Origin of the sequence: Microbacterium testaceum, from assembly GCF_001476655.1 — a bacterium.
In the GTDB taxonomy this organism is placed as follows: domain Bacteria; phylum Actinomycetota; class Actinomycetes; order Actinomycetales; family Microbacteriaceae; genus Microbacterium; species Microbacterium testaceum_C.
In genome coordinates this window covers 1-18172 of record NZ_LDRT01000138.1, presented here as the reverse complement: position 1 = coordinate 18172, position 18172 = coordinate 1, and the positions used below count along the sequence as shown (strand labels likewise).

22 protein-coding genes are annotated in these 18172 nt (G+C 69.1%); 10 read left to right on the top strand and 12 right to left on the bottom strand.

The window, feature by feature from the left end; genetic code table 11:
- Positions 1 to 1342, bottom strand: a 1342-nt coding sequence (locus NS220_RS16185) for a flotillin family protein (RefSeq protein ID WP_058625048.1), incomplete at its 3' end; no start/stop codon positions are given.
- Positions 1343 to 1515: 173 nt separating this feature from the next.
- Between NS220_RS16185 and NS220_RS16180 the strand changes: the two genes are divergently transcribed.
- Positions 1516 to 1923 carry a hypothetical protein gene (locus tag NS220_RS16180; protein WP_058625047.1) on the top strand — a complete coding sequence of 136 codons (408 nt, stop codon included), beginning with the start codon at positions 1516 to 1518 and terminating at the stop codon, positions 1921 to 1923.
- A gap of 60 nt (positions 1924 to 1983) precedes the next feature.
- Here NS220_RS16180 and NS220_RS16175 read toward each other — a convergent pair whose 3' ends face one another.
- Together NS220_RS16175 and NS220_RS16170 are read right to left on the bottom strand one after the other, a co-directional pair.
- On the bottom strand, positions 1984 to 2952 hold the full coding sequence (locus tag NS220_RS16175; protein ID WP_058625046.1) for an aldose 1-epimerase family protein: 969 nt from the start codon (positions 2950 to 2952) through the stop codon (positions 1984 to 1986).
- Between the two features lie 69 nt (positions 2953 to 3021).
- Complete coding sequence (locus NS220_RS16170) at positions 3022 to 3192, bottom strand: CsbD family protein (RefSeq protein ID WP_013586135.1); 171 nt, start codon at positions 3190 to 3192, stop codon at positions 3022 to 3024.
- Positions 3193 to 3326: 134 nt separating this feature from the next.
- Between NS220_RS16170 and NS220_RS16165 the strand changes: the two genes are divergently transcribed.
- Genes NS220_RS16165 through NS220_RS16155 form a run of 3 tightly spaced genes read left to right on the top strand, consistent with a single transcriptional unit; the run spans position 3327 to position 6356 of the window.
- Entirely contained in the window at positions 3327 to 3977 is a 651-nt protein-coding gene (locus NS220_RS16165) for a hypothetical protein (RefSeq protein ID WP_058625045.1), read from the top strand.
- A complete protein-coding gene (locus NS220_RS16160) occupies positions 3974 to 5281 on the top strand; it encodes a D-alanyl-D-alanine carboxypeptidase family protein (RefSeq protein ID WP_242864651.1) in 1308 nt (435 codons plus the stop codon). The genes NS220_RS16165 and NS220_RS16160 overlap by 4 nt, the downstream gene beginning before the upstream one ends.
- A 58-nt stretch (positions 5282 to 5339) precedes the next feature.
- Positions 5340 to 6356: an ECF transporter S component gene (locus tag NS220_RS16155; protein WP_153004336.1), complete on the top strand. Its 1017-nt coding sequence runs from the start codon at positions 5340 to 5342 to the stop codon at positions 6354 to 6356.
- Here NS220_RS16155 and NS220_RS16150 read toward each other — a convergent pair.
- Positions 6353 to 7093 (bottom strand): hypothetical protein, encoded by a 741-nt coding sequence (locus tag NS220_RS16150; RefSeq protein ID WP_058625043.1) that lies wholly within the window; start codon positions 7091 to 7093, stop codon positions 6353 to 6355. The two genes, NS220_RS16155 and NS220_RS16150, sit on opposite strands and share 4 nt — an antisense overlap.
- 86 nt (positions 7094 to 7179) lie before the next feature.
- Between NS220_RS16150 and NS220_RS16145 the strand changes: the two genes are divergently transcribed.
- Positions 7180 to 8133, top strand: a complete 954-nt coding sequence (locus tag NS220_RS16145; protein WP_081323233.1) for an ADP-ribosylglycohydrolase family protein — start codon at positions 7180 to 7182, stop codon at positions 8131 to 8133.
- A gap of 2 nt (positions 8134 to 8135) precedes the next feature.
- Here NS220_RS16145 and NS220_RS16140 read toward each other — a convergent pair whose 3' ends face one another.
- The 3 genes from NS220_RS16140 to NS220_RS19430 all read right to left on the bottom strand — a co-directional run bounded on the left by NS220_RS16140 (position 8136) and on the right by NS220_RS19430 (position 9749).
- Entirely contained in the window at positions 8136 to 8483 is a 348-nt protein-coding gene (locus NS220_RS16140; RefSeq protein WP_058625041.1) for a nuclear transport factor 2 family protein, read from the bottom strand.
- Positions 8483 to 9229: a DUF2625 family protein gene (locus NS220_RS16135; protein WP_153004335.1), complete on the bottom strand. Its 747-nt coding sequence runs from the start codon at positions 9227 to 9229 to the stop codon at positions 8483 to 8485. The genes NS220_RS16140 and NS220_RS16135 overlap by 1 nt, the downstream gene beginning before the upstream one ends.
- A gap of 61 nt (positions 9230 to 9290) precedes the next feature.
- Positions 9291 to 9749 carry a DUF4262 domain-containing protein gene (locus NS220_RS19430; RefSeq protein ID WP_081323231.1) on the bottom strand — a complete coding sequence of 153 codons (459 nt, stop codon included), beginning with the start codon at positions 9747 to 9749 and terminating at the stop codon, positions 9291 to 9293.
- A gap of 146 nt (positions 9750 to 9895) precedes the next feature.
- On the opposite strand from NS220_RS19430, the gene NS220_RS16130 reads away from it, so the two are divergent.
- Together NS220_RS16130 and NS220_RS16125 are read left to right on the top strand one after the other, a co-directional pair.
- Entirely contained in the window at positions 9896 to 10144 is a 249-nt protein-coding gene (locus NS220_RS16130; protein WP_058625039.1) for a type II toxin-antitoxin system Phd/YefM family antitoxin, read from the top strand.
- The gene (locus NS220_RS16125; RefSeq protein WP_058625038.1) at positions 10141 to 10407 is read left to right on the top strand and encodes a Txe/YoeB family addiction module toxin; all 267 of its coding nucleotides are present in this window, start codon (positions 10141 to 10143) and stop codon (positions 10405 to 10407) included. Before NS220_RS16130 ends, NS220_RS16125 begins: the two co-directional genes overlap by 4 nt.
- A 6-nt stretch (positions 10408 to 10413) precedes the next feature.
- Here the strand turns inward: NS220_RS16125 and NS220_RS16120 are convergent, their stop codons facing one another.
- The 3 genes from NS220_RS16120 to NS220_RS16110 form a co-directional block, all read right to left on the bottom strand.
- Positions 10414 to 10839 (bottom strand): hypothetical protein, encoded by a 426-nt coding sequence (locus tag NS220_RS16120; protein WP_153004334.1) that lies wholly within the window; start codon positions 10837 to 10839, stop codon positions 10414 to 10416.
- A 546-nt stretch (positions 10840 to 11385) separates the two neighbouring features.
- Positions 11386 to 12459: a redox-regulated ATPase YchF gene (gene ychF / locus NS220_RS16115; RefSeq protein ID WP_058625036.1), complete on the bottom strand. Its 1074-nt coding sequence runs from the start codon at positions 12457 to 12459 to the stop codon at positions 11386 to 11388.
- A 39-nt stretch (positions 12460 to 12498) separates the two neighbouring features.
- Positions 12499 to 13248 (bottom strand): class I SAM-dependent methyltransferase, encoded by a 750-nt coding sequence (locus NS220_RS16110; RefSeq protein ID WP_058625035.1) that lies wholly within the window; start codon positions 13246 to 13248, stop codon positions 12499 to 12501.
- 196 nt (positions 13249 to 13444) lie between these two features.
- Between NS220_RS16110 and NS220_RS16105 the strand changes: the two genes are divergently transcribed.
- Both NS220_RS16105 and NS220_RS16100 read left to right on the top strand, forming a co-directional pair.
- Complete coding sequence (locus NS220_RS16105; protein WP_058625034.1) at positions 13445 to 14041, top strand: 3'-5' exonuclease; 597 nt, start codon at positions 13445 to 13447, stop codon at positions 14039 to 14041.
- A gap of 51 nt (positions 14042 to 14092) precedes the next feature.
- Positions 14093 to 15451 (top strand): DNA recombination protein RmuC, encoded by a 1359-nt coding sequence (locus NS220_RS16100; RefSeq protein WP_058625033.1) that lies wholly within the window; start codon positions 14093 to 14095, stop codon positions 15449 to 15451.
- Between the two features lie 36 nt (positions 15452 to 15487).
- Here the strand turns inward: NS220_RS16100 and NS220_RS16095 are convergent, their stop codons facing one another.
- Both NS220_RS16095 and glpX read right to left on the bottom strand, forming a co-directional pair.
- Complete coding sequence (locus NS220_RS16095) at positions 15488 to 15697, bottom strand: hypothetical protein (RefSeq protein WP_058625032.1); 210 nt, start codon at positions 15695 to 15697, stop codon at positions 15488 to 15490.
- A gap of 182 nt (positions 15698 to 15879) precedes the next feature.
- The gene (gene glpX, locus NS220_RS16090; RefSeq protein WP_058625049.1) at positions 15880 to 16869 is read right to left on the bottom strand and encodes a class II fructose-bisphosphatase; all 990 of its coding nucleotides are present in this window, start codon (positions 16867 to 16869) and stop codon (positions 15880 to 15882) included.
- A 177-nt stretch (positions 16870 to 17046) separates the two neighbouring features.
- On the opposite strand from glpX, the gene fbaA reads away from it, so the two are divergent.
- Positions 17047 to 18075 (top strand): class II fructose-bisphosphate aldolase, encoded by a 1029-nt coding sequence (gene fbaA / locus NS220_RS16085; protein ID WP_058625031.1) that lies wholly within the window; start codon positions 17047 to 17049, stop codon positions 18073 to 18075.
- Positions 18076 to 18172 lie beyond the last annotated feature (97 nt).

The following is an 18172-nucleotide window of genomic DNA, read 5'->3' as shown; positions in this document are numbered from 1 at the left end:
TCCAGGGCCGCGCGGTCGCGAACGCGTCCGCGACCGCGCGGCCCTGGATGATCTGCGTCAGATCGATGCCGGTCGCCGCACGCACCGCCTCGAACGATGACCGCAGGCCCGTCGCCGACTCGGTCGCGAGGTGGCCGCTGGCTCCCTCGCCGCCGAGCACGGTGATGTTGCCGACGCGGTCGTAGCCCTTGGCGAACTCCGCCATCATCGGCACGAGCGACTCGAGGGCCCGCTGCGCGAGCAACGCCTCCTGGTTGTGCGAGAGGGCCTCGGCCTCGGCGCGAATGGCTTCGGCGCGCGCCTCACCGGCGAGGCGCACGGCCTGCGCGTCGGCTTCGGCGCGAACCCGCACGGCGGCGGCTTCCTGCTCGGCGATCTGCGCGCGAGCCTCGGCCGCCTTGATCTGCGCGTACGCCTCGGCGTCGGCATCCTTCTGGCGTTGGTACAGGTCGGCGTCGGCCACGCGGGCGACCTCGGACTCCAGGCGCGCCTGCGTGTTCTGCGCCTCCTGCTGCAGCACGGCCTGGCGGCGCTCAGCGCGCGTCAGCGCCTCCGCCTGCTCGGCCTCGGCGTTCGCGCGGCCGACCTCGGCCTTGGCCGCGGCGCTGTTCTTGTCGAGCTTCGTCTGCTCGATCAGGTTCGCCTCGTCGGTGGCGATCTGGCGCGCGCGGATCTCGCGGACCGCGTTGATGCGGGCGACCTCCGCCTCACGCTTGACGCGCTCGACCTCGGTCGCGCCGAGGGCGGCGATGTACCCGTTGCCGTCGGTGACGCCCTGGATCTGGAACGAGTCGAGGATCAGACCCTGCGACGAGAGATCTCCCTTGATCCCCTCGGCGATCTGGTCCGAGAGGCGCTGCCGGTCGCGCATGAGCTCCTCGACGGTCAGCGTCGCGACGACTCCGCGGAGGGCGCCCTCGAGCTGCTCGGTCGTGAACTGCTCGATGGCCTTGTCCTGCGAGGCGAAGCGCTCGGCCGCGCGGCGCACCGACTCGGGGTCGGAGCCGATCTTCACGAGCGCGACACCGCTGACGTTCACGGTGACGCCGTTGGACGACTGCGCGGTCGGCTCCATCTTGATCTGGCGAGCCCGCAGCGAGATCATCTCGCCGCGCTGCGTGAGCGGGTTGACGATCGCGCCGCCGCCGGTGATCACGGTGATGCGGGACGATTCGCCGTCCGCACCCCTCTGACGCTTACCGACGATCACCAGGGCTTCATCGGCCTTGGCGACGCGGTACCAGCCGCGGATGAGCCCCGCGATGATCAGGAAGACGACGATGACGACGACGAGTGCGATGACCACGACGATGCCGATCGCCCCCAGAGCAGCAATTTCCATGGTTCTCCTTCGACAGGCACCGCGCGAGGCGGTACGGGGGAATTCCTTCCAACCTATCGGCCGCCCTGGAGGCGGTGTCCACCCCCTTGGGGCGGAGAAACCGTCGCAGCACGCCCGGGCGGGGCGTACCGTTGAGAGGGAGGCGGCCCGAACCGCCTCCGGAAGGGTCCCCCATGAAGATCGTCTCCTCCTCCGACTGGAGGGATGCCATCGCCTTCGAGGTTCCGGTCCTCGTCGCCGACGTGGTTCCCGGCGAGCCCACGCGCTGTGTGGCATGCGGCACGGACGGCGCGCTGATCGAACGCACCGAGCTCTGGGCGGTCAAGCACCGCCACCCGAAGCACCACGGTGGTTTCGTGCGGTTCTACTGCGAGACGCACAAGCCCGCCGTCGCTCCCCCGCCGCCGGCACCCGTCGAGGTCAAGAGGGCACGCAGCGCCGCGCCGCGGGCCGAGCGTCGCCCCAGCACCCCGAAGGCCGTCGCGGTCACCGATCGCCCGATGCGGACCATGTGCCCCGACTGCTTCGTCGAGGTCTCGGCGGGCGGAGACTGCGGCATGTGCGGCACGCAGGTCGTCTGACACGCACGAAGAACCGCCCCGGTGCTTGAGCGTCGGGGCGGTTCTTCGTGAGAGCACCGCTCAGCGCGCCGAGATCGTCCACCCGGCCTCGTGCGAGGCGCCCGGAGCCAGGGCGATCACCCCGGTGTCGTAGTCGTAGGCGTCGTCGTTGAACGCATCCGGGGCGCAGGTCATGGGTTCGACGGCAAGTCCGGCGCGGTGTCCGGGAGTTCCGGGGCCCGCCGGAAGGTCAGCGGTGTGGATCTGCACCCACGGGCAGGACTCGTCCCAGGACATCGCCACGCCCGTTCCCGACGGGTCGGTGAGCGTCACGGTCGCGCGAGCGCCGGCATCCCGGATCAGGCCGGTGTACGCGTGATCGATCTCGACCGCGCCCAGCACGCGAGGTACGCGGAAGTCGAATCGATCCGCGTCGACAGTGACGGATGCCGTCGCCACCGGTGCGAGACGATCCGGCGTCACCTCCAACACGGTGTCGGCGGGCAGCTCCAGGGTCCACTCGTCGAGCGTGGCGGGACCCGCGACGAGATACGGGTGCGGACCGGTTCCCCACGGGGCCGGCGTGTCCGCGAGGTTCGTCACCCGGACCGTCTGCGTGAGGCCTTCGGCATCCAATCGGTACGTCGTCGAGACGACGAGCCACCAGGGGTACCCCGCCTGAGCGGGAACGGTCGCCGTGAGAGTGGCCGCGTCGTCGGTCGCTTCGAGGATGTTCCAGCTCACCCAGGACAGGAGCCCGTGCAGCGCGTGCGCGCGGTCGGGCTCGGTGAGCGCGAGGTGGTGTTCTCCGCCACCGAAGCGGTGGATGCCGTCGACAACGCGGTTGGGCCAGGGGGCGAGGGTCGTCCCCCGGTAGGCGGGGCGCAGTTCGTCGACGCCGAAGGGGACGACGAGATCGCGCCCCTCGAACGTCAGGGAGCGCAGGGAGGCGCCGACGCTCGCGATCGCGGCTTCGTAGCCGTGGGCGCGCAGGACGACGGGGGTACCCGAGACCGGCGTGGGGGTCTCGGTGGGAACAGCATCGGTCATCTCGCCATTATCGCGGGGGAAACGACGAATGCCCCGACCATCACGGTCGGGGCATTCGGGGAGGGCGACTTACTTGAAGGCATCCTTGACGTTCTCGCCGGCCTTCTTGACGTTGGCCTTGCTCTGCTCGGCCTGGCCCTCGGCTTCGAGTCGCTCGTTGTCCGTGGCCTTGCCCCAGGCTTCCTTCGCCTTGCCGGTGAGGTCTTCAGCGGCGTTCTTGATCTTGTCGTCGAGTCCCATGTCGGCTCCTCCCGCGTCATGCTCGGGTCCTTCCCGATTCGTCCACGGTATGTCGCACGGTGTCACACCTCAGGGGGGTTGAATTTCCGGATCGAGTAGGGAACACGCACCGCCGCACCGCTAAGTTCGAGAGCGTGCGTCCCTCCCGACCCGCTCTCGCCGGCAGCATCGCTCTGCTCGCGCTGATGTCCGCCCTCGGCTCGTGCAGCTCGGCGTCCAGCTCGCTCGGCCTCGCCGACGTGGCGACGGTCCCGAAGACCTCCGCGCCGTCGCTTCCCGCGGTCGAAGTCGTTTCCACGGCGTCGGTCATCGTGCTGACACTCGATCACGCCACGGTCGAGGGAGGCACCGCCCAGGACCCGCTGGACTACCGCGCGACCGCCGTCGACGACTGGCGTTCCGCGCTGGGAGGCGACCCGACGACCTCGAACGTCCTGGCTCCGACGGGGTGGGACACCGGCGTGGTCGCCCACGAGTGGCCCGGGCTGCGGTTCCTCACTCCCCCCGACGGGCCGGGTTGGCTCTCGGTCACCGCGGCCGAGGTGAACGGCCACCCGGTACGCACGGCGCAGGGCATCGGCGTGGGCTCCACGCGAGCCGAGGCCCTCGCGGCAGGGGCGGTCGCCGGGTACGGCGACGAACTGAGACTCGACGTCCGCGAGGTGCCGGGCACGTCATCGCTGCAGGAGTCGGGGCGCGTCGGCAAAGAGTTCATCTCGCTCGAGATGAGCGGAGACACCGTGGCATCCGTCCACGTCCCGGCGAACGACTTCAGCGACCTGTGAGCGAAGGCAATCCCTTCGGCGATCTCCTCGAGTCGGCGGAGAACGTGGAACGCCCCGCCGGGCGAGGCGGGCGCGTCGTCCTGATCGTGTTCCTGGTCGTTCTGCTGCTCGTCTTCGGCGGCGGCGGGGGCTATGTCTGGTGGGCCTCGTCGACCCCCGTCGGCCCGCCCACGGTCACGTCGTACGCGCCGAGCGTCGCCCCGGGGGCGGCCGCGGCGGTCACGCTCCCGAGCTCCGGGTCGGTCCTGGTCGAGGTGCAGGGCGGCGGGGACTACCTCGGGACGGATCCCACGACCTGGTCCTCTGGCGGTGACGATGCGCGGCCGATCGCCAGTATCTCCAAGCTCGTCACCGCACTCGTCGTGCTCGATGCGCACCCGCTCTCCGACGCGAACGATCCCGGTCCGACGATCGCCTTCACCGAAGCCGACACCGATCTCTACGACCAGTACTACGTCCGCGGCGCGACGATCGCGCGCATGCCCGACGGAGCGAAGCTGTCCCTGCACGATGCCCTGGCCACGATGCTTCTCCCGTCCGCGAGCAACTACGCCGTCGCGATCGCGCGGTGGGCGTATGGCTCGGAGGGCGCCTACGTCGACGCCGCACGGTCGTGGCTCAGCAGGAACGGTCTGAACGCGACACGGATCGTGGATGCCACCGGCATCGACGATCGCAACACCAGCACGCCGAGCGACCTCATCGCCCTCGGGAAGTTGGCCGCGGCGAACCCCGCGATCGCCGCCATCGCGGCCACCCCGTGGGTCAACCTGCCCGCGGGACCCGGGAACATCGAGAACACGAACGTCCTCCTCGGAACCTCGGGGATCACGGGGTTGAAGACGGGCAACCTGGGCGACGGAACCTTCAACCTGCTCTTCACCTCGGTTCTCGACGTCGGCATCGGTGCGCCGCTGCACATCCTCGGCATCCGCCTCGGTGGCGAAACCCGAGCGAGCGCGAATCAGGACGTCGTCGCGCTTCTCGAGAGCATCCGTGACGGCTTCCACACCATCCAGGTGGGGACGAGCGGCGCCGAGATCGGCAAGATCACGACCCCGTGGGGATCATCCGCCAAGGTCGTCGTCGGTCAGAACGCCTCGATCATGACGTGGTCCGACACCGCGGTGACCACACAGCTGGACACGACGACACCGGAGAAGTACGCCGACGGGGAGAAGGTCGGCACGATCACGTGGACGGCCGGCTCGAACACCGCCTCGTCGGACGTGAAGATCTCCGGGGCGATCGAGGAGCCGACTCTCTGGTGGCGACTGACGCATCCGAGCGAGCTCGGCCGCTGATCGACCCGCGGCCGCGACGGATTCTCGTGCGGCCATATGGGATAAATGGCATATGGAGATGACGGGGGACGACGCGGCCAAGCGGACGAGCGGGGAGGACTCCTTCGATCGGATCGCGGCCGACCTCCGCGCCCTGCGCGACGAAGCCGGCCCGGTGTCCTACGCCGAACTCGTTCGACGGATCACCGAACTGCGCCTCGGCCGAGGTCTGTCCGCGGCGGCGGCGGTGCCCGCACGTTCCACCGTCTACAACGTCTTCCAAGCCGGACGGGCACGCATGGATCCGATGCTCGTGAGGGACGTCGTGCGCGCGCTCGGGGCGGACGACGACGCGGCCGACGAGTGGGTGCGCCGGTGCCGCTCGGCGCGCCGAGCCTCCGAAGCATCCGCCCGCTCCCGGGGGAGCGGTCCTGCGCCGGCCGTCACGTCCCCCCTCCCCGCGCCCGTGCCCGTTCGCTCATGGCATCCGGCGTCCGTCGCCGCCCTGCTCATCGCCTGCGTCACCGTGAATCTGCTCGGCCTTTTCACGGTCCACGTCTTCAAGCTGTCGGTGTACCTCGACATGATCGGGACCGCCGTCGCGGCCCTGGTGCTCGGCCCCTGGTCCGGGGTTGCCGTGGCGGTTGCCTCCAACGGTCTCGGATTCCTGACGGGAGACCCCTCGACGATTCCGTTCACGCCCGTCAATGTCGTCGGCGCGCTCGTCTGGGGCTACGGTGTCCGACGCTTCCGGCTGGGGGCGCGGCTCACCGGCTTCGTCACGTTGAACCTCGCCGCCGCGCTCGCGTGCTCGCTCGTCGCGACCCCGATCGTGGTCGCGATGTTCCACGGCGGAGACGGTCACACCTCGGAACTCGCGGTGCTGTCGTTGGAGGCCACCCGGCTGCCGTTCCTCGTGTCGGTGTTCTCCACGAACATCGTGACCTCGATCACCGACAAGCTGCTCACCGGTTTCATCGCCCTCGGTGTCTTCGCGGTGCTGCACGGCCGATGGGCGGTTCCCGCCGCCCACATGCCGCTCATCGAGAAGCTGGCTCCCCGCGCCGAGGGACACCCACGGCAGCTGGCGGGTTAGCCCCGCGGGGCGACCGTCGTCGGGGCGTAACCGGCGAAGCCGTCGATTCGCTGTTGCGCGAGGGTGGTCCCGAGCTCGCCACGAGCACCGACGTTCACCCAGTAGAAGTGCAGCGCGGCATACGTCGCCTGCGGGGCGGCATCCAGAGCGAACGGAGCGATGTTCCAGGTTCCCACCACGCCCTCCGTGCCGTCCCCCGTGTCACGCTCGATCCGCAGCACGGGCGTCTTGATCAGGCGCGCTTGCGACGCGCCCGTCGCGTTCGTGGTCGTCGCCCAGATCGCCGTCACGTCGTTCCACGGAATGTTCACCGCAGCGCCCTGGAACCGCACGGCGATCCCGCTGCGTCCCACGGCGACGCACTGACGGTTGCCCCACGACGCACGGCTCCGCGACGCCGCGAGGAGATTGAGGAACACGAGCACCGAGAACAGGCCCAGGATGCCGAACATCACAGCGATCACGTATGGCATGGGACCCTGCATCGACGGTGTGGTTCCCGCCTGCGTGAGCACGCCCCACACGATCCAGCCGCACATGAGCGTGATGAGGGCGAACGCGATCGTGAGGATCAGCGGCGGCCGGCGCAGCGGCGCGACGTGCAGCCATTCGTCGGGTGCCCGCTCGAAGGTGCGGTTGAACATCTCAGCGGGAAGGAGCTGCAGGCGCTTGCGGGAGGCGAAGGGCGTCGCCCATCCGGGAGGGATGAAAGCCGAGCGAGGGTTGGGCGCGTTCACGGCGGATAGTCTACGAAGCACCGGGGACATCCGGGGAGGCTGGACAACGCCCCCTACCGTCTCGCTCGCCCTCGTACGCTGGAGCCATGGCACACCTCTCCCCCGCGCGAATGGACCGCGCCGTCGGCACCGTGATCGTCTCCGCGGCCGGCGATGCCCTCGGCTCGGCGTACGAGTTCGGCCCCGCGCTCCCCGACGACGTGGTGCCGGTCTTCGGCCGCGGCCACTTCGGTCACGCGGAGCGCGAGTGGACCGACGACACGAGCATGGCCGTCCCGGTGCTCGACGAGCTCGCAGCGGGCCGCCGTCTGACCGACCCCGCCGCTCTCGAACGCATCGTGTCCGCGTGGCAGGGGTGGGCCCGGACAGCGCTCGATGTGGGTGCCCAGACCCGGCACGTGCTCGGCCGCATCCCTTCTCCCCCGACGATGGATGCCATCCGCACCGCCTCGCGCGCGACCCACGACGAGACGGGGCGCAGCGGCGGCAACGGCTCCCTCATGCGCACCGGCCCCGTGGCCCTCGGCTATCTGGATCGTCCCGCGGACGAGCTCACCGCCGCCGCGGCGGCCGTCGCGCAGCTGACTCATTGGGAGGACGACAACCTCGACGCGTGCGCACTCTGGTGCGCGGCGATTCGTCACGGCATCCTGACCGGCGAACTCGACATGCGCGGCCAGCTCGAAGTCGTCCCCGCCGGCCGCCGTGATCGGTGGGCGGCGCTGGTCGACGAGGCCCTGGACCCCGGCACGCACCCGCGCGCGTTCCGCGAGGCGAACGGCTGGGTCGTGCGGGCCTTCCAGGGCGCGCTGGCCGCCGTCGCCGGCGCGAGCGGACCGCTGGATGCCATCGAGCGAGCCGTCCGCGGCGGCAACGACACCGACACGGTCGCCGCCATCGCGGGCTCCCTCGCCGGTGCGGTGTGGGGCGTCGAGGCCCTGCCCGCATCGCACACGGAGGGGCTGCACGGGTGGCCGGGCGTCGACGGTGCGGAGCTCGCGCGGCGGGCGCGGGTGGCGGTGGGGGTGCCCCGGGGCTGAGTTCAGCCTCCTACGGAAGTGCCCTGGTGGAAGACCAGCCGGGGCTCGCCGTCGGCGCAGCGCCAGACGGAGGACCGCCGCGAGAGACGGCCGTCGTGACTGAGCAGGTATGTGAGGAGAACGGTGTCCGGCCCGAGCGGGAGCGTCGTCTGTTCGCTGAGATGGATCGGCACGTCTTCCCCGGGTGACACGAGAAGTGCCGCGATCATTTGGTTGCGGTCGTAGGCGCGTCCGGACTGGCCGAACTCCCGGAAGTCCGGCGCGAGCAGGGTGCGCAGCGCTGTCTCGTCATGGCGGACATCGGGGCGCAGGAGAGCGCGTTCCGCGGCCCAAGCGGCTTCGGTATCCATCAGGGTGTTCGACACTCGCGGTCCGTCCGCTCGTTCAGCTGCGCTGCGGCGTCCGCGTAGAAGAGAACCAGCTCCTCCATGGGCGCCGGTCGGCGATGAACCTTCCCGATGTCCCTGCCCTCCTCGGAGAACGGCGGAGGGTAGAGAGTGATGCCCTGGCCGGGGGCGAGGGCACTCACCTCTTCCTCCCACCCGGGCCAACGGAGATCGGCGAATGCCTCTGCGAGGTGGCCCTCGATCGCCGAGAAAACGAACTGACCGTGACCGATACCCAAGTCCCCCCACGTCAACGTATCCGGGCCGAGATAGCAGACGGCTCCGGGATTGAGCCTCAGCCCTCCCCCGTCGATGGCGAACTGCCCACCGAGCACATCCTGCGCGACGAGCAGCGCGGGCGGTGGCCCCGACGCGGGAAGGGAATTCACGGACGCAAGGTCCGGGACCCCTTCGCCCCCTCCCCCGAAGATGCGAAACCAGCCGTGATCGACGACCAACCCGCCGGTATTCAGCGCGAGCGCGCCGAGTGCCGAACGCGCGGTCACCTGCAGGGCCTCGAGGACGCGCATCCCGCGTTCACGAGGGAGTGGGATGACCCGCGCATCGTCGTGAGAGTTCACTGCGCGGAGCATTTCGGGCCACACCGGATCAGCCACGTTCGCCAGTTCGTCCGCCGTACGATTCATGCTGCCAGTATCGTCCGGGGGCGTTCTGTCCGCGATCAGCAACGAACGGCGTTCGGCGAGCACCACCACAGGGGAACGACGCTCTCAGAAAATGACGCTCGCGACTTTCGCGCGGTCGATATCGTCACGACCCACGATTCGGTCGATGCGCTGAGCCCAGAATCGGTTGAGCGCCTGGCGGATTGCGATAACCGCTATCCCACGGGAATCTGCCGTGTGAATCCGTCCACACCAATTGCAGCGCTTCGAAGTCTCCGAGCATCCTCTCAGCCGCCGTCATCACCCGGCGATCGTCAACGCGGACGAACACCACCGAGCCGGACTCCGTGAGCGCATCCGTGCGATCGCCCGGTAGAAACGCTCCGCTCGATTCCTGTTCGTGCACCGCATTCCTGATGAACACGTCAGCGACGTTCGCGGGCAGACCGGTGATCAAGATCTCATTCCAGCCTCTCGCTGTGAGGCCGACCGTGTAGGAGAACGGCGCGGCCGGCCCATCACCGAGCACGTGTCTGATCGCCCAGCCGTGCGTATCGACCATTCGTTTCACATCAGCGAATGCACGCTCGCTCGCGCTCGTCATGACTCTGAGCGTAGCGATGGCACCGAGCGAGCTGTCCGTCGCTGAAGCAGATCGAGTCCGGCATATTTCGTCGAACTGTCTGACATTGGTCCGCCGCTCGATGCTCGGCAAGTGGTACCATTTCTGGTACGACTCCGGGAGGACTCATGGCCATCACCACGAGCGAGGCTCGCCGCGACCTGTTCGGACTCATCGAGCGGGTCAATCTCGACCACACGGAGATCGAGATCACCTCCAAGCGCGGCTCTGCCGTGCTCATGTCGAAAGACGAGTACGACTCGCTCGTCGAGACGAGCTATCTGCTCCGCTCCCCCGAGAATGCCCGTCGCCTCTTGAGCGCTCTGGCCAGTGCTCGCGACGGCGAGATCGAAGAACACGACCTCCTCGAGCTGTGAGCCAACGCAAGCTCGCCTGGACAGCCGAGGGGTGGGACGATTACCTCTACTGGCAGACGCAGGATCGCAGGACTCTGCGCCGCATCAACCAGTTGATCGCCGATACGCTCCGCGACGATCCGTTCGAGGGAATCGGCAAGCCCGAAGCTCTCAAGCACGCCCTCGCCGGCGCCTGGTCACGCCGCATCGACGAAGCAAATCGCCTCGTCTACATCGCAAGCGACACCCACATCACGATCCTGCAGGCGCGCTACCACTACTGACTCGGGCTACAAGTGCTTCATGAGTGCTTGTCTGCTCAGGTTGGTCCGCACGCTCAACGTCGACCAGCTCACCCGTGCGACACGCATCACGCGCACGAGCTCGTCCGGCTCACGGAGCGGTGCCGCCTCCAGCCGATGCAGTCGTTCAATCCCTACTGAAGCCGACCTCAGACGATCGTGAGCTCCCCGCTCACTCCCCCACTCAGACACCAATCGGTCGATGGCATCGGCGCGTGCCGTCTGTCTCGCATGCTGCGCTGCAGCCTTCAGTGCAGCAGCGTCACGTTCGGCGGCATCCTCCGGCTCGATGTCGATCAGCTCGGACTCGATCTTGGCATCCAGGAAAGCCGCCTTGCTCCCGAACGACCTGATCACATCGTCTCGATATAACGCACAACGTCGCTGACGCGAGGCGTCAACCTCATCGTTCACTATCAGATCGCACGACTGGCCGCGTGCTCGGCGGGCGCCGAAGCGACAGGGGCAGGGTCACGGCCGCGACGACCGCACACAAGAGCATGGCAGCGAACCTCGCCCACAATGCCGAGGACAGGACGCCCTCGGCGCGCGCGACGACGACGGTCGCAGACATCGCACCCATGCAGCCCACAAAGATCGCACCCCGAGCGAAAGGGGCGGCCGATCCGAAGTGAACGGGGAGCGGAACGCCACGGCCAACAGTGCCGCCGACATGAGGACTGCGCTCACGGCGATCACGATCGCCGAATCGTCGGGAGTGATCCGAGTAGCACCTTTCCCGCCGAACGCACCTGAGCTGATTCCCGCGCACGCGGCCATGAGAAGGTACGAGGCAACGACGAAGACGGGATCGTTTCGTCGGAACGTCGTGAAGAATCCGTGCCGCCAGTGCCGGACTACCGGCTTGTGCTCCGCACGCCAGTGCCGACGTGTCAATGGCGAGGTGTCGTCGGTCACCGGGCCATTCTCGTCGACTCCGCGCGTGCCGCGCGGGCGCGCTCAGTTGTTGAAGCGGAACTCCACCACGTCGCCATCCTGCATGACGTAGTCCTTGCCCTCGAGACGGGCCTTGCCCTTCGCGCGGGCCTCGGCGACCGAGCCGAGTTCGACGAGGTCGGCGAACGAGATGACCTCGGCCTTGATGAAGCCCTTCTCGAAGTCGGTGTGGATGACCCCGGCCGCCTGCGGGGCCTTCGCCCCCTGCGGGATCGTCCACGCGCGGGCCTCCTTGGGACCGGCGGTGAGGTAGGTCTGCAGGCCGAGCGTGTCGAAGCCGATGCGGGCGAGCTGGTCGAGGCCCGACTCGTCCTGACCGGTGGAGGCCAGCAGCTCGGCGGCATCCTCAGGGTCGAGATCGATCAGCTCGGACTCGATCTTGGCATCCAGGAAGACGGCCTTCGCGGGCGCCACCAGCGCCGACAGCTCGTCCTTCTTCGCCTGGTCGGTGAGTACAGCCTCGTCGACGTTGAAGACGAAGATGAAGGGCTTGGCGGTCAGCAGACCCAGCTCACGGATGGGCGAGAGGTCGAGACCGGATGCGGAGAGCAGCACGCCGCGCTGCAGGGCGTCCTGTGCGGCCTTCGCGGCATCGAGGACGGAGGGGTCGAGCTTCTTGCCCTTGACCTCCTTCTCGTAGCGCGTGATCGCCTTCTCGAGGGTCTGGAGGTCGGCGAGCTGCAACTCGGCGTTGATCGTCTCCATGTCGCTGGCGGGGTTCACCGCACCGTCGACGTGGACCACGTCGTCGTCGGCGAACCCGCGGACGACCTGGGCGATGGCATCGGCCTCACGGATGTTCGCGAGGAACTGGTTGCCGAGTCCCTCGCCCTCGCTCGCGCCGCGCACGATGCCGGCGATATCCACGAACGACACGGCAGCCGGCACGAGCCGCTCGCTGCCGAAAACATCGGCGAGCTGCTGCAGGCGCACATCGGGAAGGTTCACGACCCCGACGTTCGGCTCGATGGTCGCGAACGGGTAGTTCGCCGCGAGCACCGAGTTCTTGGTCAGGGCGTTGAAGAGGGTGGACTTTCCCACGTTGGGAAGGCCGACGATTCCGATGGTAAGAGCCACGGGAGTCCAGGTTACCCGGCCCGGAGCGCGTCCACCGCGTCAGGGTCGCCGCGCGCGGAACGCGTGGGTCACGTAGGGCAGGGCGACCGAGCCGCCGTCAGCGAGTTCGGGAACGGATGCCACCACCCCGTCGACCGCGGCATCGATGGCCGCGCGCCTCTCGGGGGTGGCCGTGATGATGTCGCTGCGCGAGACGACGAGGTCGCGCAGCTGCGGCAGGGTGATGCGACGCTCCCACGACCACTCCCGGTGTTCCAGCTCACCATAGGGTGCTGCGACGCGCGGGCCGGTCGTGGCGAGGAGCACCTCGGCATTCGAGCCGCCCATGGCTTCGGTGAGCCGCCGCACCCAGTCGACACGGTCGTCGCGGATGTTCCAGATGAGCCCGAGCACTCCCCCGCTGCGCAGCACTCGGGCGGTCTCGAGGGACGCACGCTCGACCTCGACCCAGTGCCACGCCTGGCCCATGACGAGAGCGTCGAGGCCGGAGTCGGGCAGGGGCAGGCTCTCGGCCGTCCCGACGAACGTGGGTACTCCGCGCGCGTTCTCTCGCAGGGTCGCGAGCATGTCGGCATCCGGATCCACCGCCACCACATCGGCGCCGAGCTCGACGACGGCGCGGGTGAGCTTGCCCGTTCCCGCTCCGACGTCGGCGACGCGCAGCGCGCGACCCGGCTCGCGCACGGGCTCGAGGAGCCACGCCACGGCCGCGGAGGGGTACCCCGGACGCCCGGACTCATAGGCGGAGGCCGCCTGCCCGAACGACGTCGACTTCTCTCGATCGGTCATGCTCCGACCCTACGCCCGGCCTCCCACACGGCTTCGCCCGTGCCGTCCTGCGGGTTTCGCACGCCCTCCGCGCGTGTCCCTCGCGGCGTGCGGACGTGTCGCGTACGCGCACCACTCCCACCCGCGGACGACACCGGATGCCGAGCATCTCGGCGCGCCTCGGCGGGTCCCCGTCGCGTCGGGTGAGAGTGGAGCCGTGGGACTGGACTTCACGGCGATCGACTTCGAGACGGCGAACTCCAGCGGCGCGTCGGCCTGCGCGGTCGGCTTGGCCCGGGTCCGCGACGGACGCGTCGTCGCGACCGCGGCGTGGCTCATCAAGCCTCCGCCGGGGCACGATCATTTCGCCCCGATCAACGTCGGCATCCACGGCATCCAGCCCGCCCACGTCGTGAACGCCCCCGACTGGAGCGCACAGCTCGCCCGCCTCACCGCTTTCGCGGGCGCGGACGTCCTGGTCGCGCACAACGCCGGCTTCGACATGTCGGTCCTGCGTCGCGCGTGCGCCGTGACGGGCGACGTCTGCCCGCCCTATCGCTACCTGTGCAGCGTCCAGCTGTCCCGGAAGACCTACACCCTCCCCTCCTACCGGCTCCCCCTCGTCGCCGAGGAAGCGGGATGCTCCCCCTTCGCCCACCATGACGCCCTGGCGGACGCCGTCGCCTGCGCCGAGATCACGATCGACTGCGCCCGCCGCGCCGGTGCCGACGACGTGCACGCCCTGGCCGCTCACCTGGGCGTCCGGGTGTCGCAGATCGCCGTCGACCCCCTCCCCGAGCGCGCCGTCGCCTGACCGTCGGCCCGTCATTCCGGCAATGTCGGAGGTCTGGGGCATGCTGACCCCATGGATGCCATCGCCTTCGTTCTCGTGATCCTCGCCCTGGCGCTCGGTGGCGCCGGCGGGTGGTTCCTCGGGTCGTCGCGCTCGGCGGCGCGAGCCGCCGTCGAGCGCGCGGAGCTGTCGGCGCGCGCGGCCGCGTCCGACGCCGCCCGCGCGGGTCTCCAAGCCCAGCTCGACCACCAGATGGCGCTGTACCGCGACGCCGTCGGCCAGTCCCGCAACGATCAGGCCGCGCGTGAAGAGCGGGAGCGACGAGATCAGACCGTCCTGCGCGCCCTCGACCCCGTACGCGAGACGCTCGAGGCCATGCAGCGCAAGGTCGACGGCCTGGAGCGCGATCGGGTCGAGCAGTACTCCGCGCTGGGCGAGCAGCTGCGCCAATCGCGTGAGGCCGACGAGGCGCTGCGCGCGACCACCGAGGCCCTCGCGTCCGCCATGCGCTCCGGCAGCACGCGTGGCGTGTGGGGCGAGACGCAGTTGCGTCGCGTGGTCGAAGCGGCCGGGCTCACCCGGTACGTCGACTTCGATCTCCAGGCCTCGATCTCGTCCGATGCCGGGGCGGGACGCCCCGACATGGTCGTCCGCCTCCCCGGCGGCAAAGCCCTGGCGGTCGATGCCAAGGTTCCCCTCGACGCCTACCTTCAGGCCAGTGCCATCCCCGTCACCGCTCAGGGCGACGAGGGCGCGCGTCGCGCCACGCTCCTCTCACGGCACGCGAAGGCCGTCCGTGCCCACGTCGACGCACTCGCCCGCAAGACCTATTGGGCGGGGCTCGAGAGCAGCCCGGAATTCGTCATCTGCTTCATTCCGAGCGAGTCGCTTCTCGCCTCGGCCCTCGACGAGGACCCGACGCTTCTGGACTACGCGTTCTCGCGCCGGGTGGCCCTCGCCTCGCCCGTCAACCTCTGGGCCGTCCTGAAGACCGTCGCGTTCACCTGGACGCAGCAGGACGTGTCCGATGAGGCGCGCACTCTGTTCGCCCTCGGCACCGAGCTCTACGAGCGTGTCGGCGTGCTCGCCGGTCACGCCGGTGACCTGCGGCGCGCCATCGAACGCACGGTCGACAGCTACAACAAGTTCGCCGGTTCGCTGGAGTCGCGCGTGCTGGTGACGGCACGCAAGTTCCCGGGCATCGATGAAACCAAGCTCGACGCGGTCGCGGCACCCGCGCCTCTCGAGACGGCACCGAGGCGCTGGGCCGCTCCCGAGTTCATCGACTCGTCACAGCGACCCACCGGCGCCGATGAGACCCAGAACGATCGGGCCGACGAGGCAGAAGCGGCGAGCGAGGTACGCCGACTCGCCGCGGCCGACCTCGGCGATGTGCGAGCCCGCGCAGGACTCAGCGACGAACCTCAGTGAGAAGCGGACGGGTGACCGACAGAGGCAACGTCGGGCTCAAGACCCGCCGGGCACCCAGCTCAGCAGGCTGATGACCGCCGCGGAGACACCCACGAACGCACCCACCATCCACCAGGCACTGACCTCGTGACCCTCGTCGCGGCGTACGCGCAGCAGCACGTCGGGCCGACGCGCAGGGTCGACGGCGTCGGCGATGACCGCGTGCGCCCCTGTCTGAGGTGCGGCTTGGTTCGTCGGAGCTGCCATGGACGATCCCCCTTCGGGTCTCGGAAGAACACAGCGTCGCCGTTGACACTGCACACGATTCTGCCAGACCACCCCCACGAGACCGGTCACGCTTGCGTCACGACACGCCCGGCTGTAGGTGTACGTCGCCCGCCCTTCGGCGAGCCTCGCCACCAACCGCCGGGCACCACCCCGCTACCGCGTCACAACCACTTCGAGGTCAGGTGCTCCGACGAGATCCGGCGCAGCGTGCCCGAGGCCCCGCGGAGCACGACGCTCTCCGTGTAGAGGAAGTCACCCTCCCGGCGCACCCCCTGCACCAGCTGACCATCGGTCACGCCGGTGGCGACGAAGATCGTGTTCTTGCCCTTCACGAGATCATCGGCCTCGTACACCTCGCCGTCGACCGAAAGGCCGGCCTCGCGGCCCTTCTCCTTCTCGTCGTCGTTTCGCGGAGCCAGGACTCCCTGAATGTGGCCGCCCAGGGCCTTGATCGCGCACGCGGTGACGATGCCCTCCGGGCTGCCGCCGATGCCGACGCACATGTCGGTCCGAGCGTTGTGCCGGGCCGCGTTGATGCCGCCGGCGACGTCGCCGTCGCTCATGAGGCGAGTCCCGGCACCGGCCGCGCGGATGTCGGCGATCAACTGCTCGTGGCGCGGGCGGTTCAGCACCGAGACGACGATCTCGTCGACGGGCTTTCCGAGGGCTTTCGCGAGGAGGCGGATGTTCTCGCCGATGGGGAGACGGATGTCGACGACACCGACACCGGCGGGACCGGTGACGAGCTTGTCCATGTAGAAGACGCTCGACGCGTCGAGCATCGTCCCCTGGTCCGACACCGCGATGACGGAGAGGGCGTTCTGGCGTCCCGCAGCGGTCAGCGAGGTTCCGTCGATGGGGTCGACGGCGACGTCGCACCGCGGCCCGCGACCGCTCCCGACCCGCTCGCCGTTGTAGAGCATGGGCGCGTTGTCCTTCTCGCCCTCGCCGATCACGATCGTGCCGTCGAAGTTGACCGTGCTGAAGAACGCGCGCATCGCGTCGACGGCGGCGCCGTCCGCGGCTTCCTTGTCGCCACGACCGATGAAGGGCACGGCGCGGATCGACGCGGCCTCCGTCGCCCGAACCAGCTCGAGAGCCAGGTTCCGATCGGGGTGCAACGGACTCATATCGGATGTCAGGCTCACCATGAGGCCCACTGTAGCCACGCACGTTGTGACAATCGCCCATTTTCTTCGCGCCGACGACGAAGGAATCGGCATTCTTAACGCGGGCGCATACTCCCGCACTTCCTCCGTCTTCGACCTCGGCACGATCCGGCGGCTTCGCTAGGCTGACGGTGTCCCCGCAACGACACAAGGAGCACAATGCCCGTCGCTACCCCTGAGCAGTACGCCGACATGCTGGACCGCGCGAAGGCCGGCGGCTTCGCGTACCCCGCCATCAACGTCTCGAGCTCGCAGACCATCAACTCGGTGCTCCAGGGCCTGACTGAGGCCGGCTCCGACGGCATCCTGCAGGTCACCACCGGCGGTGCCGACTACTTCGCCGGCCACACCGTCAAGGCGCGCGCGACCGGTGCGCTCGCCTTCGCGAAGTACGTCACCGAGGTCGCGAAGAACTACCCGATCACGGTCGCGCTGCACACCGACCACTGCCCCAAGGACGCGCTGCCCGGCTTCGTCCTGCCGCTGCTCGAGGCCTCCGAAGAAGAGGTCAAGGCCGGTCGCAACCCGATCTTCCAGTCGCACATGTGGGACGGCTCGGCCGTTCCCCTCGACGAGAACATCGACATCGCGGCCGAGCTGCTCCCCCGCATGAAGGCCATCAACGCCATCCTCGAGATCGAGGTCGGCGTGGTCGGCGGCGAAGAGGACGGCGTTCAGCACGAGGGCTCGAACGAGGCCCTCTACACGACGGTCGCCGACGTGACGAAGGCCGTCGAGCGCCTCGGTCTGGGCGAGAACGGTCGCTACATCTCGGCCCTCACCTTCGGCAACGTGCACGGCGTGTACAAGCCCGGTGGCGTGAAGCTCCGCCCCGAACTGCTCGGCGAGATCCAGGAGGGCATCGCCGCGAAGTTCGGCACCGGCCCCAAGCCCCTCGACCTCGTCTTCCACGGCGGCAGCGGCTCGACCGATGATGAGATCGCCCTCGCGGTCGCGAACGGCGTCGTGAAGATGAACATCGACACCGACACGCAGTACGCCTTCACGCGCTCGATCGCGGGCTACATGTTCTCGAACTACGAGGGCGTGCTCAAGCTCGACGGCGAGGTCGGCAACAAGAAGCAGTACGACCCGCGCGCGTGGGGCAAGGTCGCCGAGTCGGCCATGGCCGTCCGCGTGGTCGAGGCCACGAAGCAGCTCGGCTCGTACGGCCAGTCGAAGAGCTGACCTCACCTCTCCTCGCGAACGCCCCGGCTCCGGCCGGGGCGTTCGTCGTTCCGGGACACCCGCCCCTCACCCCTCACGAGAGACCCGGGGGCAGGGG